Source organism: Mycobacterium sp. NPDC003449 (assembly GCF_053588415.1).
On the sequence record NZ_JBSFPX010000154.1, the window covers coordinates 1 to 18,621 of the forward strand.

The 18,621-nt window shown below is 70.2% G+C and carries 18 protein-coding genes; 5 read left to right on the forward strand and 13 right to left on the reverse strand.

The features are described 5' to 3' along the window. On the forward strand, positions 1 to 1,899 hold a 1,899-nt coding region (locus ACWDTP_RS28925), incomplete at its 5' end, for an acyl-CoA dehydrogenase (RefSeq protein WP_450026253.1). 296 nt (positions 1,900 to 2,195) lie between these two features. Here the strand turns inward: ACWDTP_RS28925 and ACWDTP_RS28930 are convergent. Genes ACWDTP_RS28930 through ACWDTP_RS28955 form a run of 6 tightly spaced genes read right to left on the reverse strand, consistent with a single transcriptional unit; the run spans position 2,196 to position 7,905 of the window. Next, positions 2,196 to 2,993: an ABC transporter permease gene (locus ACWDTP_RS28930; RefSeq protein ID WP_450026255.1), complete on the reverse strand. Its 798-nt coding sequence runs from the start codon at positions 2,991 to 2,993 to the stop codon at positions 2,196 to 2,198. After that, positions 2,968 to 3,861: a 2-aminoethylphosphonate ABC transporter permease subunit gene (locus ACWDTP_RS28935; protein WP_450026257.1), complete on the reverse strand. Its 894-nt coding sequence runs from the start codon at positions 3,859 to 3,861 to the stop codon at positions 2,968 to 2,970. Before ACWDTP_RS28935 ends, ACWDTP_RS28930 begins: the two co-directional genes overlap by 26 nt. Next, positions 3,858 to 5,030 carry an ABC transporter ATP-binding protein gene (locus tag ACWDTP_RS28940; RefSeq protein WP_450026259.1) on the reverse strand — a complete coding sequence of 391 codons (1,173 nt, stop codon included), beginning with the start codon at positions 5,028 to 5,030 and terminating at the stop codon, positions 3,858 to 3,860. Before ACWDTP_RS28940 ends, ACWDTP_RS28935 begins: the two co-directional genes overlap by 4 nt. A 1-nt stretch (position 5,031) precedes the next feature. Further along, complete coding sequence (locus ACWDTP_RS28945; RefSeq protein WP_450026260.1) at positions 5,032 to 6,078, reverse strand: 2-aminoethylphosphonate ABC transporter substrate-binding protein; 1,047 nt, start codon at positions 6,076 to 6,078, stop codon at positions 5,032 to 5,034. A 14-nt stretch (positions 6,079 to 6,092) separates the two neighbouring features. Further along, complete coding sequence (locus tag ACWDTP_RS28950; protein ID WP_450026262.1) at positions 6,093 to 6,776, reverse strand: phosphonatase-like hydrolase; 684 nt, start codon at positions 6,774 to 6,776, stop codon at positions 6,093 to 6,095. A 13-nt stretch (positions 6,777 to 6,789) separates the two neighbouring features. Next, on the reverse strand, positions 6,790 to 7,905 hold the full coding sequence (locus ACWDTP_RS28955; RefSeq protein ID WP_450026264.1) for a TIGR03364 family FAD-dependent oxidoreductase: 1,116 nt from the start codon (positions 7,903 to 7,905) through the stop codon (positions 6,790 to 6,792). Between the two features lie 108 nt (positions 7,906 to 8,013). Between ACWDTP_RS28955 and ACWDTP_RS28960 the strand changes: the two genes are divergently transcribed. The 3 genes from ACWDTP_RS28960 to ACWDTP_RS28970 all read left to right on the forward strand — a co-directional run bounded on the left by ACWDTP_RS28960 (position 8,014) and on the right by ACWDTP_RS28970 (position 10,182). Further along, the gene (locus ACWDTP_RS28960; protein WP_450026266.1) at positions 8,014 to 8,529 is read left to right on the forward strand and encodes an HD family phosphohydrolase; all 516 of its coding nucleotides are present in this window, start codon (positions 8,014 to 8,016) and stop codon (positions 8,527 to 8,529) included. 77 nt (positions 8,530 to 8,606) lie between these two features. Further along, positions 8,607 to 9,254, forward strand: coding sequence for a GntR family transcriptional regulator (locus ACWDTP_RS28965; RefSeq protein WP_450026284.1), 648 nt, complete (start codon positions 8,607 to 8,609; stop codon positions 9,252 to 9,254). A gap of 28 nt (positions 9,255 to 9,282) precedes the next feature. Next, positions 9,283 to 10,182: an alpha/beta hydrolase gene (locus tag ACWDTP_RS28970; RefSeq protein ID WP_450026268.1), complete on the forward strand. Its 900-nt coding sequence runs from the start codon at positions 9,283 to 9,285 to the stop codon at positions 10,180 to 10,182. Positions 10,183 to 10,188: 6 nt separating this feature from the next. On the opposite strand, the gene ACWDTP_RS28975 is transcribed toward ACWDTP_RS28970, so the two are convergent. The 6 genes from ACWDTP_RS28975 to fadD4 all read right to left on the reverse strand — a co-directional run bounded on the left by ACWDTP_RS28975 (position 10,189) and on the right by fadD4 (position 17,097). Continuing rightward, on the reverse strand, positions 10,189 to 11,322 hold the full coding sequence (locus ACWDTP_RS28975; protein ID WP_450026270.1) for an MFS transporter: 1,134 nt from the start codon (positions 11,320 to 11,322) through the stop codon (positions 10,189 to 10,191). Beyond that, on the reverse strand, positions 11,319 to 12,590 hold the full coding sequence (locus tag ACWDTP_RS28980) for an amidohydrolase family protein (protein WP_450026272.1): 1,272 nt from the start codon (positions 12,588 to 12,590) through the stop codon (positions 11,319 to 11,321). The genes ACWDTP_RS28975 and ACWDTP_RS28980 overlap by 4 nt, the downstream gene beginning before the upstream one ends. Continuing rightward, positions 12,584 to 13,666, reverse strand: coding sequence for a CoA transferase (locus ACWDTP_RS28985; RefSeq protein ID WP_450026274.1), 1,083 nt, complete (start codon positions 13,664 to 13,666; stop codon positions 12,584 to 12,586). The genes ACWDTP_RS28980 and ACWDTP_RS28985 overlap by 7 nt, the downstream gene beginning before the upstream one ends. Positions 13,667 to 13,675: 9 nt before the next feature. Further along, positions 13,676 to 14,584 carry an acyl dehydratase gene (locus tag ACWDTP_RS28990; RefSeq protein WP_450026286.1) on the reverse strand — a complete coding sequence of 303 codons (909 nt, stop codon included), beginning with the start codon at positions 14,582 to 14,584 and terminating at the stop codon, positions 13,676 to 13,678. Between the two features lie 96 nt (positions 14,585 to 14,680). Then, entirely contained in the window at positions 14,681 to 15,580 is a 900-nt protein-coding gene (locus ACWDTP_RS28995; protein WP_450026276.1) for an enoyl-CoA hydratase/isomerase family protein, read from the reverse strand. After that, positions 15,577 to 17,097, reverse strand: a complete 1,521-nt coding sequence (fadD4, locus tag ACWDTP_RS29000) for a fatty-acid--CoA ligase FadD4 (protein ID WP_450026278.1) — start codon at positions 17,095 to 17,097, stop codon at positions 15,577 to 15,579. The genes ACWDTP_RS28995 and fadD4 overlap by 4 nt, the downstream gene beginning before the upstream one ends. Before the next feature lie 165 nt (positions 17,098 to 17,262). Here fadD4 and ACWDTP_RS29005 point away from each other — a divergent pair, with 165 nt between their 5' ends. Then, positions 17,263 to 17,694 (forward strand): MerR family transcriptional regulator, encoded by a 432-nt coding sequence (locus ACWDTP_RS29005; RefSeq protein WP_450026280.1) that lies wholly within the window; start codon positions 17,263 to 17,265, stop codon positions 17,692 to 17,694. Here ACWDTP_RS29005 and ACWDTP_RS29010 read toward each other — a convergent pair. After that, positions 17,630 to 18,505, reverse strand: a complete 876-nt coding sequence (locus tag ACWDTP_RS29010; protein WP_450026282.1) for an LLM class flavin-dependent oxidoreductase — start codon at positions 18,503 to 18,505, stop codon at positions 17,630 to 17,632. The genes ACWDTP_RS29005 and ACWDTP_RS29010 overlap by 65 nt on opposite strands. Between the last annotated feature and the right edge of the window lie 116 nt (positions 18,506 to 18,621).

The following is an 18,621-nucleotide window of genomic DNA, read 5'->3' on the forward strand; positions in this document are numbered from 1 at the left end:
CCGTTCCTGCCGAGCGTGTGCGCCGGTGTGGTGATCGACCGGTACGCACCCGACGCCGTTCGGGAAGCACTCCTCCCCGGTCTGGCCGGCGGCGCGAAGGTCGGTGCGCTCGGGCTGGCCGGTTCGGTGCACATCGGTGCCGACGGGTTACTCGGCGGGGAGAGCCGCGCGGTGCTCGGCGCCCCCGACGCCGACGTGCTGGTGCTCGCGGCCGGGACCGACCTCGTCGTCCTCGATGCGGGTGCCGACGGAGTGACGGTGAGCCCGCAGGACTCGGTCGACACCACCCGCAGCATCGGGACCGTGTCGCTGCAGGCCGTGTCCGTCCCCGAGGACCGCATCCTGCGCGGGGCGGCCAGGGCGGCCCGCACGGTGCAGCGCATCCTGGGCTCGGCCGAGGCCGTGGGCGTGTCCTGGGCGGCGCTGGATATGGCGGTGGAATACGCCAAGGTGCGCGAACAGTTCGGCCGCACCATCGGCACCTTCCAGGCGGTCAAACATCACGCGGCCAATATGCTCGTCGACGCCGAACAGACCACCGCCGCGGTGTGGGACGCGGCCCGCGCCGACGACCTGGACGGTGCATGGTTCGCCGCCGCGGTGGCCGCCTCCCACGCGATCCGTGCACAGATCTTCAACGTGCACAACAACATCCAACTGCACGGTGGTATCGCGTTCACCTGGGAGCACGACGCCCACCTGTACCTTCGCCGGGCCAGGACGTTGGCCGCGGTCCTCGGTGACGGCGCCGATCCGCTGCTCGACGTGGTCGAGGGCCAGCGCAGCGGGCAGGCCCACGGGGCCTCGTTCACGCTGCCACCCGAGGCCGAGGAGTACCGGCAGTCCGCCCGCGACGCGGTCGAGGCGGTGCTCGCCCTGCCCGACGAGGACAAGCGCGACTATCTGGTCGACTCGGGATACCTGGTGCCGCACTGGCCCAAGCCGTGGGGTCGCGGGGCGGATGTGTTGGAGCAGTTGGTCGTTGAAGAGGAATTCGCATCCGTCGAGCGGGCCGATATGGGCATCACCGGCTGGGTGACGCTGACCATCGCCCAGGCCGGCACCGATGAGCAGCGGGAGCGCTGGGTCGAGCCGGTGCTGCGCGGTCAGGTCATGTGGTGTCAGCTGTTCTCCGAGCCGGGCGCCGGTTCGGACGCCGCGGCGGTCCGCACCGCCGCCAAGAAGGTCGACGGCGGTTGGCGGGTCACCGGCCAGAAGGTCTGGACCAGCCTGGCCCAGCATTGCCAGTGGGGTTTGGCGACCGTGCGCACCAATCCCGACGCACCCAAGCACGCCGGCGTCACGATGATGGCAATCGATATGAAAGCCCCTGGTGTGACGGTGAATCCGCTGCGTGGGCTGACCGGTGACGCGCATTTCAACGAGGTGTTCTTCGACGATGTGTTCGTCCCCGACGCCGATGTGGTCGGCGACGTCGACAAGGGCTGGCTGGTGGCGCGGGCCACGCTGGGCAATGAGCGCATCTCGATCGGCGGCGGGTCCGCGGCACCGACCGGATTCGGTGCCGACGACCTGGTGGCCCTGCTGGATTCGTCGGAAGCCGGTGACCGGTATGTGCTGCGGGCCGGTGAGGTGATCGCCGTCGGCCACACCCTGCGGCTGCTCAACCTGCGCCGGGTCACCCGGGCGATCGCCGGGGCGGAGCCGGGCCCGGAGGGCAATGTCACCAAGCTGCTGGTGGCCGAGCACTCGCAGCGGCTGACCGAGCTCGGCATGGACCTGGCCGGCACGGCCGCGGTGACCGGGCAGACCCCGAAGTTGACCAGGGCCTACCTGGGCAACCGGGCGATGACGATCGCCGGCGGCACCTCGGAGATCACCCGCAACACGATCGCCGAGCGGATCCTCGGCCTCCCCCGCGATCCGCTGCTGAAGTAATTCAGCACCTTGCTCCGCCAGCGTGCGCGTCTGTCGCCCGGCGCGCCGGATTTCGTCGGCAGTTCGAGCACGCTCGTCGGCGGCGAGGGCGTCAGCGACGAGCAGCAAGGGCGGCGACAGCACGGTGGCGGCCGGCGCGTTGGGTAATTCCAGCGAGTGCAGCGACGAGGCGGCCGACTGCGGATCCGATATCTAAGCAGTAGAATCTGCACGCTGAAACGCGACGAGCGTGCGCGAAATGCTGCCTGGGAGCGGCGTGTCGACCAGCAGACCCGCACGCTCGCGGAGCAAGGGGACTACCGCAGGGCGGCGCGGCCCCGGATCCGGCCGAGCGCCACCAGCGCCAGCAATGTGACCAGCAGCAGAATGCTGGTGCACGCCGCGGCCTGCAACGCCTGGCCCCGGTCGGTCAACCCGAATATGGTGACGGGCAACGTCTTCCAGGTCGCCGGATAGACCATCACGGTGGCCCCGAGCTCACCCATCGACAGCGCCACGGCCAGGCCCGCGGCGGCGCCGAGCGCGGGCATCAACAACGGCAGGGTCACCCGGGTCAGCACCCGCACCGGCCCGGCGCCGAGGGATTCGGCCGCCTGCCGGTAGGCCGGGTCGAGCCGGTCGAGCGCGGCCGACACCGCGCTGAACGCGAACGCCAGCACCAACACGGTGTGGGCCAGGACGACGATCCAGCGGGTGCCGCCCAGCAGGAACGGCTGCGCGTTGAAGGCGATCAGCAGGCCGAGCCCGATCGCCACCGACGGTACGGCGATCGGCAGGTGAAACACCGCATCGGTGGTGTGCCGCAACCAGTCCGGGCATTCCCGGGCGGCCAGCGCGGCCCAGGTGCCCAGCACCAGCGCGATGGCCCCGGCCAGGAAGGCGGTCTGCAGGCTCACCGAGAGGCTGGCCAGGTTCTCACCGGACAGGGCGCCGCCGAAATGGCCGAACCCGAGGTCCGACGGCAGCGCCGAGGTCCACGACCCGGCCAGGCCGGCCAGCAGCACGGTGCCCAACGGCGCCACGAACACGATGAGCACGACCGCGGCGAACACCGCGAGAACCAGGATCCTACTTCGCCGGTTCCACACCAACATCGGCCGCCCCCTTCCCACTCATCATGCGCGCGAAGATCATTCGGTACGCCACATACAGCGCCAGCGACAGCACCACCTGCACGGTGGCGATCACCGCCGCCCCGGGCAGATCGAACGTGACGATTCCGCGGGTGTAGATCAGCACCGGCAGCGTGATGACGCCCTTGGCCCCGGTGAACAGCACGATGCCGAACTCGTTGAGCGTCAACAGCAGCACCAGGCTGCCGCCGGCCATCAGCGCCGGCCAGGCCTCGGGCATGATCACCGAACGCAGCACCCGAAACGGCGATGCACCGAGGCTGGCCGCGACGTCGAGCTGAGCCCGCGGCAGCAGTGAGAAGGCGGCCAGCAGCGGGCGCACCACGAACGGGGTGAAGAACGTGATCTCGGCGGCGATGACGCCGGCCGGGGTGTAGAGGAAGTTCAGCACCGGCATATCACCACCGGTGAGGCTCATGATCGCGGCGTTGACCGCGCCCGCGGTGCCGTACAGGAAGGTGAACGCCAGGGTGATCAGGAACGACGGCAGTGCCAGCACGGTGTCGATCAGCCGGGCCACCACCTGTGAGCCGGGGAACGGCACGAAGGCCAGCACGATGGCCAGGAAAGTGCCGAGGAGCAGACATCCGACGGTCGAGGTGACCGCGATCGCGACGGTGCGCCACAACGCATCCCGGAACGACTCCGAGCCCAACACCTCCGCCCAGGTACTGGCACTCGCGGATTCGCCGAACACCCGCAGCAGCGGATAGAGCGCCACGACCAACACGACCAGCAACGGTGGAACGGCCCACAGCGCCGCCCGCGACCGGGGCCGGGCGGACCGCTCGGGAGCCTGGCCGACGGGTGTGTCCAGCAGCGCGGTCACCGGCCGGCCCGCACGAGCACCCCGGCCGGCTCCGGGATGCGCACCCCGATCTCGCTGCCCACCTCGAACTGAGCCTGGCCGGGTACGTCGATCTCCACCAGCCGGTCCGGCAGCCCGTTGACCGACACCACCAGCCGGGTCGTCGCACCCCGCCACACCGCCGCAGTCACATTGGCCCGCATGGCATCCCGGTTGCCCAGCGATACCACCTGCAGCGCATGCGGCCGAATGCACAGCAGCGCGTCAGACCCGGGGGCCCAGTCGATCTTGCCGACCGCCGGCTGGGGCGCCTCGGCGCTGACCGTGCGGTTGGCCACCGTCACCAGCGCAGAGGTGCCGATCACCCGGCCGACGGTGCACGGAATCAGGTTGGCACCGCCCAGAAATGCCGCGGTGAAGCTGGTCGGTGGGCGCTTCCACAGGTTCTCGGCGGTGTCGACGTCCATCAGCCTGGCGTTGTTCATCACCACGATCCGGTCGGCCAGCGCCAGGGCCTCGGCCTGATCGTGGGTGACATACAGCATCGCGGTATCCGGCAGTGACTCCTTGAGCCGCTGCAACTCGGCCAGCATCGACTGTCGTAGCTGGGCGTCCAGCGCGGCCAGCGGCTCGTCGAGCAACAGCACCTTGGGCCGGATCGCCAACGCCCTCGCGATCGCGATCCGCTGCTGCTGACCACCGGAAAGCTCACGGGGCAGCCGCTTTCCGTATGCGGCCATGCCGACCAGATCGAGCGCCTCGGCCACCCGCGAGCCGATCTCGGCGCGCGGCACCCGCTGCGCCCTGAGTCCGAACGCCACATTGTCGGCGACCCGCATATGCGGGAACAACGCATACGACTGCAACACCACCCCGATGCCGCGCCGGGCCGGCGGCAGGTCGGTGACGTCGAGGCCGGCCAACCGGACCGTGCCGGACGTTGGCCGCACGAAACCGGCCAGCGCGTTGAGCGCGGTGGACTTTCCGGAGCCGCTCGGACCCAGCAGCGCGACGGTCTCGCCGGCCGCCACCCGCAGGTTGAAGTCGACAAGGGCCTGGGTGAGCCGCTTACCCCGACCGTAGGACACCCCCACCCGGTCGAAGGTGATCGCCGGGGTGCGGGCCTCCTGCTCTCGCGCCTTGCGCCGAGCGGTATCCGGTCGTGCCCGGCCCAGTCCGGTGTCGGTCATCTCAGTTCCCGGTGGCCTTCTGGTAGGCCGCGACGTCGGTATCCAGATCGGCCAGCACCGCGTTCCAATCCGGCACCCACAGCTCGACGCCGTTCAGCACACCGGCGGGGGTGTTGGCCGCCGCGTCGACGGTCGAGGCCAGGTCCTGCCGGACCGGAATGCCCAACGCATCGGTGGCGACGGTCTTCTGCACGTCCTCGGAGAGCAGGTAGGTCAGCAGCTTCTTGGCGTCCGCGGCGTGCGGTGCCCCTTTGGTGACCCCTGCGACGTAGGGCAGCGACACCGTGGTCTGCTTACCGTCGTGGGCCGGGATGAAGATGGCGAACTTCGACCCGTCGTCCTTGATCGAACCCAGGTTCATCTGCACGTCACCGTTGGCGACCAGCAGTTCGCCGTTGCTGACCTTGGGTTGCAGCTTGCCGGTCGACGAGGACGGCCCGACGTTGTTGGCCTGCAACTTGGTCAGGTAGTCGAGCGCTCCGTCCTTGCCGCGCAGGTGCTGCAGCAGCACCAGTACCGCGGTGCCGTCGCCGGCCTGCCCCGGCGTCGAGTACTGCAGCTTGCCCTTGAACCGCGGGGCGAGCAGGTCGTCCCACGTGGCCGGGGCGGGCTGGGCACCCGGGTTGGCGATGAAGCTCAGCGCATTGTTGACGATGGGGATGTAGCGGCCTTGCGGGCCCACCTGGTCCCCGGAAATCCCGGTGGTGTCAACCCCGTTCGACACCAACAGGCCGGATTCGTCGGCCTTCTGGATGAACGGCGGCAGCGTCACCAGCAGATCGGCCTGCGGGTTGGACTGCTCTTTCTCCACCCGGGACACCACCTCACCCGATCCGGCCTCCACCAGGTTGACGCCGATGCCGGTGTCCTCGGTGAACTTGTCGAAGGTGGTCTTGTACCAGGAGCCCAGGCCGTCAGCGCTGTACACCGTGATGGTGCCCGACTCGCCGGAACCGGACGTCCCGGTGCCGCCGCAGGCCGCGGTCAGCGTCGCGGCCAGCACTGCGGCTGTGATTGCGGTGGCGCGCGCGAATTTACGAGGTTTCATGGGACTCTTCTCTGTTAGCCGCGGACCAGGAGGTCGGCGAAATCGGTGATGGAGCCGACGACATGGGTGGCTCCGGCACCGCGCAGCTGCTCCTCGTCGTGTGCACCGGTGAGGGTGCCCGCGGCGATCGCGACACCGGCCCGCCGGGCGGATTCGATATCGCTGGTGGTGTCCCCCAACGCCGCAACGTTGTCCACGCCCTCGGCCCGCAGCCGGATCAGCGCGGTCAGGATCAGATCCGGGTAGGGCCTGCCGCGGACGCCGTCACCCGGCGCCAGCGCCAGATCGGCCAGGCCCTGCCAGCCCAGTGCGGCCAGCAGCTTGCCCTGGGTGGCCGCACTGAATCCGGTGGTCAACGCGACCCGGACACCGGATTCGCGGATCTCCGAAATCGCGTCCGCCGCACCGTCGATCGGGGTGGCGCACCCGTTGTCGATCAACTCGGCGTAGGCCCGCTCGAATTCGGCGTTGGCGGTCTGGGCCAGCTCCTCGGTGCCGAACAGGGCGCGGAACACCACGATCTTCGATTGCCCCATGGTGTCGAGCACGTACTGGCGGGCCTGCTCGCGCTGTGCGCCTTCGCCGGGCATACCCGCCGCGGTGGCCGCGGCGTCGAATGCGCTGACCACCAGGCCGTCGTCGGCGACGGTGGTGCCCGCCATGTCGACGACGGCGAGTTGGATGTCTGGTTTCCGCATGGTTTCCTTCTGCTCAGAGGGCGATGAGATCGGCGGTCTGCTCGGCGATGGCCGGCCCCAGCGTCATCCCGCGTCCGCCCGGCCCGGTGATCACCCACAGGTCGTCCTCCGGCGCGGCCCGGCACACCAACTGGTGCGGGTCCAGGCACTGGCTGTAGACGCCGGCCCACCGTTGCCGGATCGGCGGCAGTTTGCGGCCGAGGAAGTCCTCGACGACCTTGACCAGATAGCCGTAGGGCGCCTCGTGCACGTCGAAGTCGAACGGCTCGGCGTACTCGTGGGTGTCACCGATGGTCAGACCTCCGTGCAGGCGCTGCACGCACAGCAGCTGCATATGCTGCGCCTCGGCCACCGGATGCTGGGATTGGCTGTTGCGCAAGGTGTCCAGCGCGGGGCCGGCGAATCCGGGGTAGTAGCGGAAACTGTCCGCATCGGCGATGGCGGTGGTCAGCGGCTCGTCGAGCGGTTCGGTCTGCATCATCTGCAGCCGGACCCGTCGCACCGGAAGTTCACCTGCGAGGTCGCGCACCAGACCGCCGTGCGCGGCCCCGGCGCAGACCAGCACCAGGTCGGACTCGTAGAGGTTGCCACGGTCGTCGCGCACCGCGCCCCGGTCGACCGAGCGGGCCTCGGATCCGGGGAAGAATTCGTAACGTCCGGTGGCGGAGAGATATTCGCGGATCGCGGGCAGGGCCTGGCGCGATTCCACCGCGGCGTCGACCGCACAGTGCAGTCCGGCCAGATAGCGTCCACGCAGCGCCGGGTTGAGCGTGCGCACCTGGTCGGGTTCCAACAGGGTGAACCCGCGGTGGCCGGCGTCGGAGCCGGCCGCGGCTTCCTCGGCCACCGCCAGTTCGCCCGGTGTGCGCAGCAGTGTGATCGATCCGGCGGGGCGAAAGCCGATACCCGGGATGTCGGCGCCGAGCTTCTCCCACAGTTCCCGCGATCGCAGGGCCGCTTCGAGTTCCGCGGTCGACCGGCCCGACACCCACACCAGGCCGAAGTTGCGCACGGTGGCGCCGCGCGCCTCGCTCTCGCGTTCCAGCTGGACCACCCGATGCCCGCGATGCACGGCCTCCACCGCGTGCGCGGTTCCCAGGATGCCGCCACCGATGATCGTCACCCGCATGGTCCATGAGCTTCTCCGCCGATCACGACGGCCCGCGGTCCTGGTGATGTTGTGTCGCCGAACAGCAGGTTAAGAATTGGTATAGACCAAATGGGTTAGGCTGTCGGCATGCGACACGTCGAAGAGGTCGGCCGGGTGCTGCGCTCGCTGCGCGGGGTCTGGGACGAGGACGCCGTCGACGAACTCGACCACGCCCTGCAGTCCGCGGCCCGGGCCGCCGAGGACGGCGCCGACGACGAACTGATCCTGGCCGCGGCCCTGCACGACCTGGCCCACAGCCCGCTGTTCGGCGGTCCTGGCGCCGACCGGCACGACCGGTTCGCCATGGACTGGCTGACGCCCCGATTCGGCGCGCGGGTGGGCTGGCTGGCCGGGGCGCATGTCGCCGCCAAGCGCTACCTCGCGGCGACCGATCCGGCCTATGCGCTGTCGGACACCTCGATCGCGTCGCTGCACCGACAGGGCGGGCCCGCCGTCGACGGCGACTTCGTCAACCACCCCTGGTTCGGCGACGCCGTGCGGCTCCGCCGCTACGACGACGCCGCGAAGGATCCCGACGGCCGTGCCATGACGGTCGATGGCGTCCTCGCCGTCGCCGAACGGGTTGTCCGAAAAGGAAAGTGACCGTGTCCGACCCCGCGCTGGAACCGCTGCCCAAACCCCTGCCCAAACCGTATGTGATCCGTACCGCGCTGGACACGATGCTCGCGGGTCTCGGCGAGGGTGACCCGGTACCGGCGGAACGGGAACTGGCCGTGCGGTTCGGGGTGGCGCGCGAGACGGTGCGCCAGGCGCTGCACGAGCTGCTGGTGGCGGGCCGCATCGAGCGGCGCGGCCGCGGCACCGTGGTAGCGCGGCCCAAACTCACCCAGCCGCTCGGCTTGCAGTCCTACACCGAGGGCGCGCTGGCGATGGGCCGGACACCCGGCCGCGTCCTGGTCACCTGGGAAACCGTCGGGGCCACCGCCGAGCTCTCGGCCGGGCTCGGTGTCGCCGTCGATGCGCCGGTGATGCACCTGGAACGCGTGCTGCTGGCTGATGATCAGCGCATCGGCCTGGAGAGCACCTACCTGGCGGTATCCCGGTTCGCCGATCTCCGGGACCGGTTCGACCCGGCGACCTCGCTCTACGCGGCGATCCGGGCCGGCGGTGTGGAGTTCGGGTCGGCCACCGAGCGGATCGAGACCGCGCTGGCCGCACCCCGCGAGGCCGCCCTGCTGGAGTCGACGACGGCCATGCCGATGCTGCTGCTCAACCGCCGGTCGCTGGACACCGACGGGGTGCCGATCGAGCTGGTCCGCGCGCTCTACCGGGGGGATCGGGTGGCTTTCGAGACTTTGCTTACGTAACTATCGGCCGCACGGTAGAACGTACGGTGTGACGTCGGCCAACCGTTCAGCGCCCGAATTCCATCCCGACCTCGAACACATCGCCCGGCGAATACCCCGACGCCTGTTGAACCGGGCCACGCTGCCGATCCTGCAGCGCCTGTCCGCGCTGATGGCCCTGCGGACGCCGAAGGATGTCGAGGTGTTGACGCTGACCTCGGGTGCCGGGGTGCGGCTGTTCCGGCCGGCCGGGGTGAGCGGGCCGACACCGGCGCTGCTCTGGCTGCACGGCGGCGGCCTCGTGCTGGGCAGCGCCGCCCAGGACGACGCGCTGTGCCGGTACTTCGCCGACGAACTCGGCGCGACCGTCGCGTCGGTGGAATACCGCCTGGCACCCCAGCATCCGTACCCGGCGGCGCTCGAGGACTGCTACTCGGCACTGGGTTGGCTGGCCGCGCTGCCCGCCGTCGACCCGGCCAGGGTCGCGGTCGGCGGGGCCAGCGCCGGCGGTGGCCTGGCCGCCGCGGTGGCGCTACTGGCCCGCGACCGCGAGTTCCCGCTCAGCGCACAGCTGCTGGTCTATCCGATGCTCGACGACCGCACGGTGGGGCCCGAGCATGACCACCCCGGCCACCGGTTGTGGACGCAGGGCAGCAACCGGTTGGGCTGGTCCTGCTATCTCGGGCAGGCCGATCCCAGCATCGCCGTACCGGCCCGGCACCCCGATCTGTCCAACCTGGCGCCGGTTTGGATCGGTGTCGGCACGCTGGACCTGTTCCACGGCGAGAACGTCGCCTACGCGGCGCGACTGCGCGAGGCCGGCGTGCCGTGCGAGGCCGAGGTGGTCGACGGTGCGTTCCACGGGTTCGACATCATCGCGTCGAAGACGAAGGTCGCCCGGGGGTTCCGGGGCCGCCAAACCGCCTACCTACGGGAGGCTTTCGCGTAGGCCCGGCTAGCCTCCGGCCCGCAGGCCACGGAGGACGGTCCAGGCCACGCCGATCGCCGCGCAGCCGACGGCCAGCACCACGAACGCCATCGGGAACGAGCCCGAGGTGGCCATCGCCCCGACCGCCATCGCACCGAGACCGGTGCCCGCATCGAATCCCACGTTCCAGGCCACGCTCACCGCGCCGCGGGCATGTTCACCGGTCGCGGCGAACGCCTGGACCAGTGTGACGTTCTGCAACGCCCCGTAGGCGACGCCGACCAGTAGCGCACCGGCGATGATCAACGCACCGCCGTGCAGGATCCCGGCCGCGATCAGTACCAGGCCAACCGCGCCCAGATACAGCATCGGCCCGATGAACCGGGCCGGGCCCAGCCGGTCCGCAACACCGCCGATCAGCCACCGGAACAGCGCCGCCGCGCCGGTCAGGGCCAGCAACGCCGCGAATGACGCACCGGCGTGGGTGAATTGCGGTGTGAACGTGAGGATCGCGCCGCCGGCGGAGGTGATCACCACCAGCGCCGCGATGGAGCCGACCAGTCCCCGCGTCACGGTGAGCCGGTCACCGTGCGGCCGTGGTGGTTCCGGGACAGGATGGGTGAATGCCAGGGCCAGCGGCACGGCCAGCAGCGGGGCGGCTGCCAGCACGAAGACCGATTCGAAGCTGACGTGTTCGGCCAGCCACGGGGCGGCCGGGGTGAGGACGAATTGTGGTGCGGCGATGGCCAGTCCGTACGCTCCGACCGCCCGGCCACGCTTCTCCTGGGCGACCAGGCCCGCGACACCGTCGACGCCGCAGACCGTGAGGATGCCGAAACCCAAGCCCCGCAATGCCGACAGCGCCAGCACCGACCACAGCGACCCGGCCGCCAGGTGCGCCAGTGCCGGTGCGCCCAGCAACACCAGTCCGATCGCCAGCGTGATCGGCGCACCGAGGCTCCGCATCATCCGCCGCACCAGCAGCTGCGCCAGCACCGTGCACGCCATCAGCACGCTGTTGACCAGGCCCGCACCGAGATTGTCGGCGCCGTTGTGCACCGCCCACATCGGGGCCACCGGCAGCAGTAGGGCGAACCCGGTGAATCCGAGCGCCGCGGCGGCGAGCAGTGCGGGCATGCCTGCCGTGCGCCAGACGCTCACCGGACGAACACCACGCGACCGCCGATGACGGTCGCCGCGACCAGGTCCGCGTCGAGCTCGGCGAGGGCCCGCTCCGGTGGCGCTGACAGCACGCACAGGTCGCCGGGCTGCCCCGGTTCGATGTGTCTCGGCCGGGCCGGGTAGCCGGCATCGCCCAGGAACAGCGTCAAAGCCGCTCTCGGCCCGATGCATTCGTCAGGTCCGAGCAGCGCGCCCCGCGGAGTTCTGCGGTGCACCGCGGCCCGCATCGCCGCCCAAGGGTCGGCCCCGCCGAATGGTGCGTCGGTCGACAACGCCACCGGGACGCCCGCCCGCAGCAGCGAGGCCACCCGCCACAACCGGCCGTGTTCGGCGGCGGGCACATCGTCGCGGTATTGATCGCCCCGTTCGGCCACGAAGTTGGGCTGGGTCACCACGGTGACGCCGAGCGCGACCAGATCGGCCAGGCAATCCTCGGGAACCACGGCGGCGTGCTCGATCCGGTCCTGCGGGTGTGCACCCGCCGCCCGCAGCGCGGCCATGGTGACGATGAGTTGCGCGTCGGTCACGCAGTGCACGGCGACCGGCGTTCCGGCACTGTGCCGTTCGCCGATCCACGTCGCGAGTGCGTCGAGATCCAGATCGTCGTCGTGCAGGATCTTCTTTCCCGCCCCCAACAGGTGCACGCGTTGCCGCAGACCGGTGATCGGGTCCACCCGGTCCGGGGTGGCGTCGGTGACACCGGTGACGCCATATCCGCTCAGCCGGTCACCGAACCTGTCGAGCCGGGTCTCCCGGCGCGGCAACGCCTCCTGCCAGGACGGGTCGTCACTTCGCAGCCGTCCGTCGGGATGGTCGTCGCGGCCGACGAGGGCCAGGCCGGGCGAGTTCAGCGTCCACAGCACCCCGCTGCGGTGCTGGACCCGGACCGGAACCGGCGGCGCCACCGCGTCGAGGAGGTCGCGGTGCAGCGGGCCGGCCACCGCCTCGTGGTAGCCGACCGCGCGGATCCAACCGTCGGCACCCGGTTCCGCGGCGGCCAGCATGCCGGCCAGACCGTCGCGCTCGCGCGCCTGCGCCGGGCCGACCCGCACCGAATCCTGTTCGGCGGCAGCCGAGTACACATGCAGGTGATGATCATGCAGGCCGGGGATGACGGTGCCGAACGCGGCGTCGAGCACCTCCTCACCGGGGTTGGGCGACAGGGTGGTGGCCGTCTCCTCGATCCGCTCCCCCACCCGGATGTCGCCGACCGTTCCGTCCAGCCGGGTGCCGCGCTGAATCAGCATGCCGTCCTTTCCGATACCAGCCGGCGCACGGCCTCGTCGTCGGACCCCAGCACCGGACCGGCCTTCGGGATCGGGGGCGCCGTGACCGAAGCCTCGGCACCGCCCGCCGGGTAACCCGCCGCGACCGCGGCCATGGCGAACTCGACCAGGTCACCGCCGCCGCGGGCACATGACTGCGCGACCGCGAGCGCGGCGTGCAACCCGGTCAGCGGGTCGGCAATCGCGTCGCCGGTGAAAATCGGTGTGCCATCGCGGTATCCGACCAACCCGCCCGACACCGCCGCATCGTCACCGAACGCCACCCAGTCGGCCCGCGGGCCGATCGTCCCGTGACCTGTGATCCGCAGCCAGACCCGGCCCACCCGTGGGGCCACCGAATCCGGGCCGAGCCCACGCCGGCACAGCGCGGCCGGTCGCGACGCCTCGATTACCACGTCGGCGACGTCCAACAGGGCCGCCAGGTCCCGCGGCTCCGCGAAATCGACGGCATAGGACAGTTTTCCGCTGTTCATCCAGTCGAAGAAAACCGGTGGCCCGGCCCGTGTGCCATCGGGACGGGCCCGGCTCTCGACCTTCACCACCGTGGCCCCGGCCCGCAGCAGAAGCTGTCCGCACAGCGGCCCGGCCCACATCGAAGACAGGTCGGCCACCAGCAGCCCGGACAGGCCGCCGGCGGCGCCGCGCGTCCACCTGGCACCGATCCGTGGTGGCGCGGCGGTGGTCTCGCCGAGCACGGCGGCAGGTAATCCGAGTAGCCGCGCCCGGTCCACCGCGTCGGCGGCATCGCATCGCCCGGCCCACTGCGCCACCGCGGGCCACGGATCGGCTTTCACCTCGTCGACCTCCAACAGGGCGGGGACGGCGTCGACGTCCTCGTCGCGCGACAGCGTCAGCGCACACCAGTTGCGGTCCCTGGTCGCCAGCAGCCGGGTCGCCCCGCCGGCCGAGATCCGTCCACGGGGGGCGATGCCGAGCAACGCGGCCCGGCCGGTGAGGATCTCCCCGGCGTCGACGTCGACCCCGGTGGCCGCGGCGAACGCGTCGGCCACCTGTTGCGCCCGGACCAGCACCGACATATCCGAAGCTCAGAACATCAGGGCACTGAACCGCCAGTCCAGTACCTGCCGGTCGGCACCGTCCGGTCCACCCGCGGCGAACACGAGTGACCGCAGGTTCAGCACCCCGCCCCGGGCCGCCGGTTGTGCCGACTCGACCTGCAGCTCGCTATAGAGCGTGTCGTTCTCGTGCACCGGCCCGGTGTGGTCGCAGGACGCCCAGCCCAGCACCGTGACCAGGTTCGGCAGCAGGCGGGTGGCCTGCGCCAGGGCCAGCCCGATGGTGTGCCCGCCGTACACCAGGCGTTGCCCGCCTACCCGCCAATCATGGTGGGTGGCAGCGATGTTCAAGGTCAGCCGGGCCAGTTCCGGTGCGCTGCTGACGGTATCGGCGGTGCTGCGCAACACGGTTCCGGCCATCCCCGGGTCGAAATGCGGACCGGGGACCCTGGCCAGGAACGCCTCGGCATCCCAGCCGGTGGTCGGATCGGGTGCGGGCTCGGCACCGATGCCCGACAGGTCGTCGGCGTGCCCGGTCTCCAGTTCGCCCGACAACGGCAACATCGCACACCGGTAGAAGTCGAGGACCTTGCGGTCCTGCTGGTCGACGGTGGTCATCCGCAGCGCGGCCAGCCCGGTCGGCGCACGTCCGGGCTTGCTCGAATTCTGCTTGAGTCCAACGACTTCGGTGCGGGTGTAAAGCGTGTCCCCGAGCACCGGGTAGCGGTGGAAGGCCAGTCCGCGATAGAAGAGGTTGGCCTTGACCCGCTGGGTCGCCAGGGTGCTCTGACCGATCGCGACGTCGCAGACCAGCCCCGGATGGGCCAGCGCCCCCGGGGCACCGGTGACCGCCGCCGCGAGTTCGCCGTCCAGCGACAGCCGCATCCGGTCGCCGAGGATCGCCTGGTGGGCAGCCGCCGTACCCGCGGTCAGCGTCATCGACGGTGCGGCATCGAAAACCAGGCCGACCTGCAGGTCGTCGAAAAACGGGCCACCAGTCACACCTGGCACTATGCCATCTCGCCGACCGCGGGATCAGGACGGTACCGGCCCCACCTCGTCGACCAGGCCCCAGGCCAGCGCCGTCGCGGCGTCGATGGTGCGGCCGGACAGCACGAGGTACGCCGTGCGCCACCGGCCGATGCGCCGGGTGATGCTCACGGTTCCGCCCGCACCGGGGATGAGGCCGAGCGCGAGTTCGGGCAGGCCGAGGGTGGCCCCCGGATCGCAGCGCACCCATCCGCAGAAGGCGGCCATCTCCAGCCCGCTGCCCAGCACCTGGCCGTGCACCTCGGCGCGGCAGCGCCGGCCCAGGCGGGAGGTGAGTTCGTCGAGCACCAGTGCCGGGCTGTGCCGTGTGCGCGCCAGGTGTGCGCTGGCCGGGTCGTCGAACGAGCCGAACTCGGCCAGGTCGCCACCGCTGCAGAAGGACGGCCCGTTGCCGGCCAGCACCACGTCCTCGACGGACGGGTCGACCCGCGCCACCTCGAGGGCCTCCAGCAGCGCCGCGCGGGCGTCGGTCGAGAACGCGTTGTGTCGTTGCGGGCGATTGAAGTTCACCCGCAGCACCTCACCGACGCGTTCGGCGACCACCGGATCGGGCGGCTCGGGCACCGTTGCCGGACCGCGCTCGGCCAGCCAGCGGGCGAACTCCGGACCGGACTGCAACGTCGAATAGGCCAGCGACTCGGTGATGACGCCGGGGAGCGCCGCGGCGTGGACGTCGACCGAACCCAACACGTCCCCGCATACCGCGGCGGCCTGTGGCCACCGCTGGCAGCGCTCGGTCAGCTCGGCCATCGCACCCAGCACCGACGGAACCGCGACCGTGCGCGGGTCGTCGGAGGGTTCCTTCACCAGGGTGAAAACCGCGTCGTCGTGGGGTGTTCCGACGGCGACGAGCACGCCGCCGGCCAGCTCGACCGGACCGGTCACGAGAACTTCTCGATGAGCCCCTGCTTGAACAACTTGCCAGTGTCGGTGCGGGGCAGCTGGGCCTCGAAGGAGATCGACCGGGGGCACTTGTAGTGCGACAGTCGGTCGCGCAGCCACACCAGCAACTCGTCGGCGAATTCCGGTGTGGCATCGGCCGGGTCGACGGTCTGCACCACGCCCTTGACGGCCTGGCCCATCTCGTCGTCGGGGATGCCGAACACCGCGGCATCCATCACCTTCGGGTGGATGACGAGCATGTTCTCGGCTTCCTGCGGATAGATGTTGACCCCACCCGAGATGATCATGTGGTGGCGCCGATCGGTGAGGTACAGGTAGCCGTCCTCGTCGAGGTATCCGATATCGCCAACGGTCTTCCAGCCGCGCGCATCGCGGGAGGATGTGGTCTTCTCGGCGTCGTTGAGGTATTCGAAGTCCGCACCCCCTTCGAAGAAGATCTCCCCGGCCTGACCTGTCGGCACCTCGTTGCCGTCCTCGTCGAGGATGTGCACGACGCCAGTCATCGCCCTGCCGACCGAACCGGGATGGGCCAGCCACTCGTCGGCGGTGATCAGGGTCGCGCCGATGGCCTCCGAAGAGGCGTAGTACTCGTCCACGATCGGCCCCCACCAGTCGATCATCTGCTTCTTGATCTCCACCGGGCACGGCGCGGCGGCGTGCATGACCCGCTGCAGGCTCGACACATCATAGGAATTCCGAACGGATTCGGGAAGTTTCAGCATCCTGGTGAACATCACCGGGACGAACTGGCCGTGCGTCACCTCGTGTTTGCGGATGGCGTCCAGGCAGCCCTCCGCATCGAATCTCTCCAGCACCACCGTGGTGATCCCGGCAGCCAGGGTCTGCATCGACCAGACCGACGGCGCGGTGTGGTAGAGCGGCGCGGGGCTCAGGTACACCGAGTCCGGCTGCATCCAGAACCCGACCAGGGCCGCCATCAGGCCGGGGTGCTCGGACGGCGGCACATGCGGCAGTTCACGTTTGATGCCCTTGGGCCGGCCCGTCGTGCCGGAGGAATACTGCAGCAGGTCGCCTTCGATCTCGTCGTCGATCGGGGTGTCCGGTTGATCGGCGACCGCCTCCGGGTAGCGCCGCCAGCCGTCCAGGTCGCCGGCGGCGATCAGCCGGATGTCCGGCAGCCCGTCGGGCAGCTCGTCGGCCAGGCCGGCGAGGACGTCCGTGAGCGCGGCCGAGCCGACGATGGCCTTGGCACCGCTGTTGTCGACGATGTAGGCGGCCTCGGCCGCGGTGAGGTGGGTGTTGATCGGCACGTAGTAGAGGCCACTGCGGCGCGCGGCCCACATGACCGCGTGCATGTGCTCGTTGTTCTCCATCAGGATCGCGACCGCATCGCCCTCGTGCAGGCCGTTGGCGCGGAGATAGTGGGCCAGGCGGTTGGCCCGCGCCTCGAGCTCACCGAAGGTGACGACGGTGCCCGACGGGTGGAGGATGATCGCAGGCTTGTCGGGGCTGGCCGTGGCGTGCTCGCGGATCTGCATGAAGGCACTGTAACCGGCGCCACTTGACAGGTGTCAAGAAGGTACGCCCCCTCCCCGCCGAGCAGACACAGAACTGCCTGTTTTCACGCGTTTTTGGACAGGTTTGTGTCTGCTCGCGGGGAAGGGACACCACATCGACAGGTGCGACTGCGGTCCAATTGACCGATGACCGATTACGCCACGATCCGCGAGGTGGCCGATCATTTCCGCCTGCCGTTGTCGACCCTGCACTATTGGGAACGCTGCGGCCTGGTGGTACCGGGCCGGCGGTCCGGACAACGCATCTACGACGCCGAGCAGGTGTACCGCATCGCCCTGATCGATCGGTGGCGCAGCGAAGGGAACATGTCGATCGATCACATCGCCGCACTGCTCGAGCCGCAGGTCCGGTGGCAGGGCACGGTCACGCAGCAGATCGGTGAGATCGACGCCCGGATCGACGAGCTCACCCGGGCCAGGGACTACCTGAATCGGCTGCTCGAATGCCGGCACGGGCCGGAGTTGGTGCAGTGTCCGCATTTTCGCGTCGACGTCAGTGTTCCACTGTCGCTGCGAGGACCTCATACTGCTCACGCGGGTTCTGCGTCCCGGCGTTGACGACGACATGCGATACCCCGGCTTCGCGGTAACGGCCGAGCCTGTCCTCGAATTCGGCCACCGACGCGATCGTCATCGAGTCGGCGATCTCGCGCGGGACGAGCAGGCTCTGCAACCAGCGCACCGCGCTCTCCCGGTCGGCACCGGCCAGCGCAGTGAACAATGTGGTGCCGATCCGCGGGGCGGCGACACCACGGGCCTGTGCCATCCCGGTCAGCACGGCTCGCCGTGCCGCGATCTGGTCGGGGCTCAACAGCGAAGCCAGCCAACCGATCCCATAGTCGACCGTGCGGCGCAGCGCGGCGTCCGAGGCTCCTCCGATCCACACCGGCGGCATGGGCACGGCAGGCTGCAGCGTGATCGTCGGCGCTCCGGACTCGGTGCCCAGGGAGGTACGCGCGCCGGACAACAGCCCGGGCATCGCCCGCAGCATCTCGTCGGTGCGGCGGCCACGTCCCGACATCGGCACTCCGGCCGCGGCCCACTCGACGGCAGGGGCACCACCCACCCCGACCCCGAGCAGGACCCGGCCACCCGACAGCGTCTGCAGCGAGCCGACCTGTTTGGCGACCCACGCCTGTGGGCGCAGCGCCGGCAACAGCACACCGAAGCCCAGCCGTAGCCGCTCGGTCACGGCCGCCGCGGCACTGAGCGCCACCACGCTCTCCAGAAACGGTGCACCGGTACTCAAATGGTCACCCGCCCAGATCCCGTCGAACCCCAGCGCCTCGGCACGGCGGGCTATCGACAGGATGTCGGGGATCTCGGTGCCGGGGTCGGCGAACGTCGGAAGCGCGATGCTGATGTCCATGGCCGCGAGTGTCGCGGCTCAACTGCGGTTGAACGCAACCCGTCCCGTGACGTGCCGAGCAGACACAAAACTGCCCCAAATCCGGAGATTCAGGGCAGTTTTGTGTCTGCTCGCGG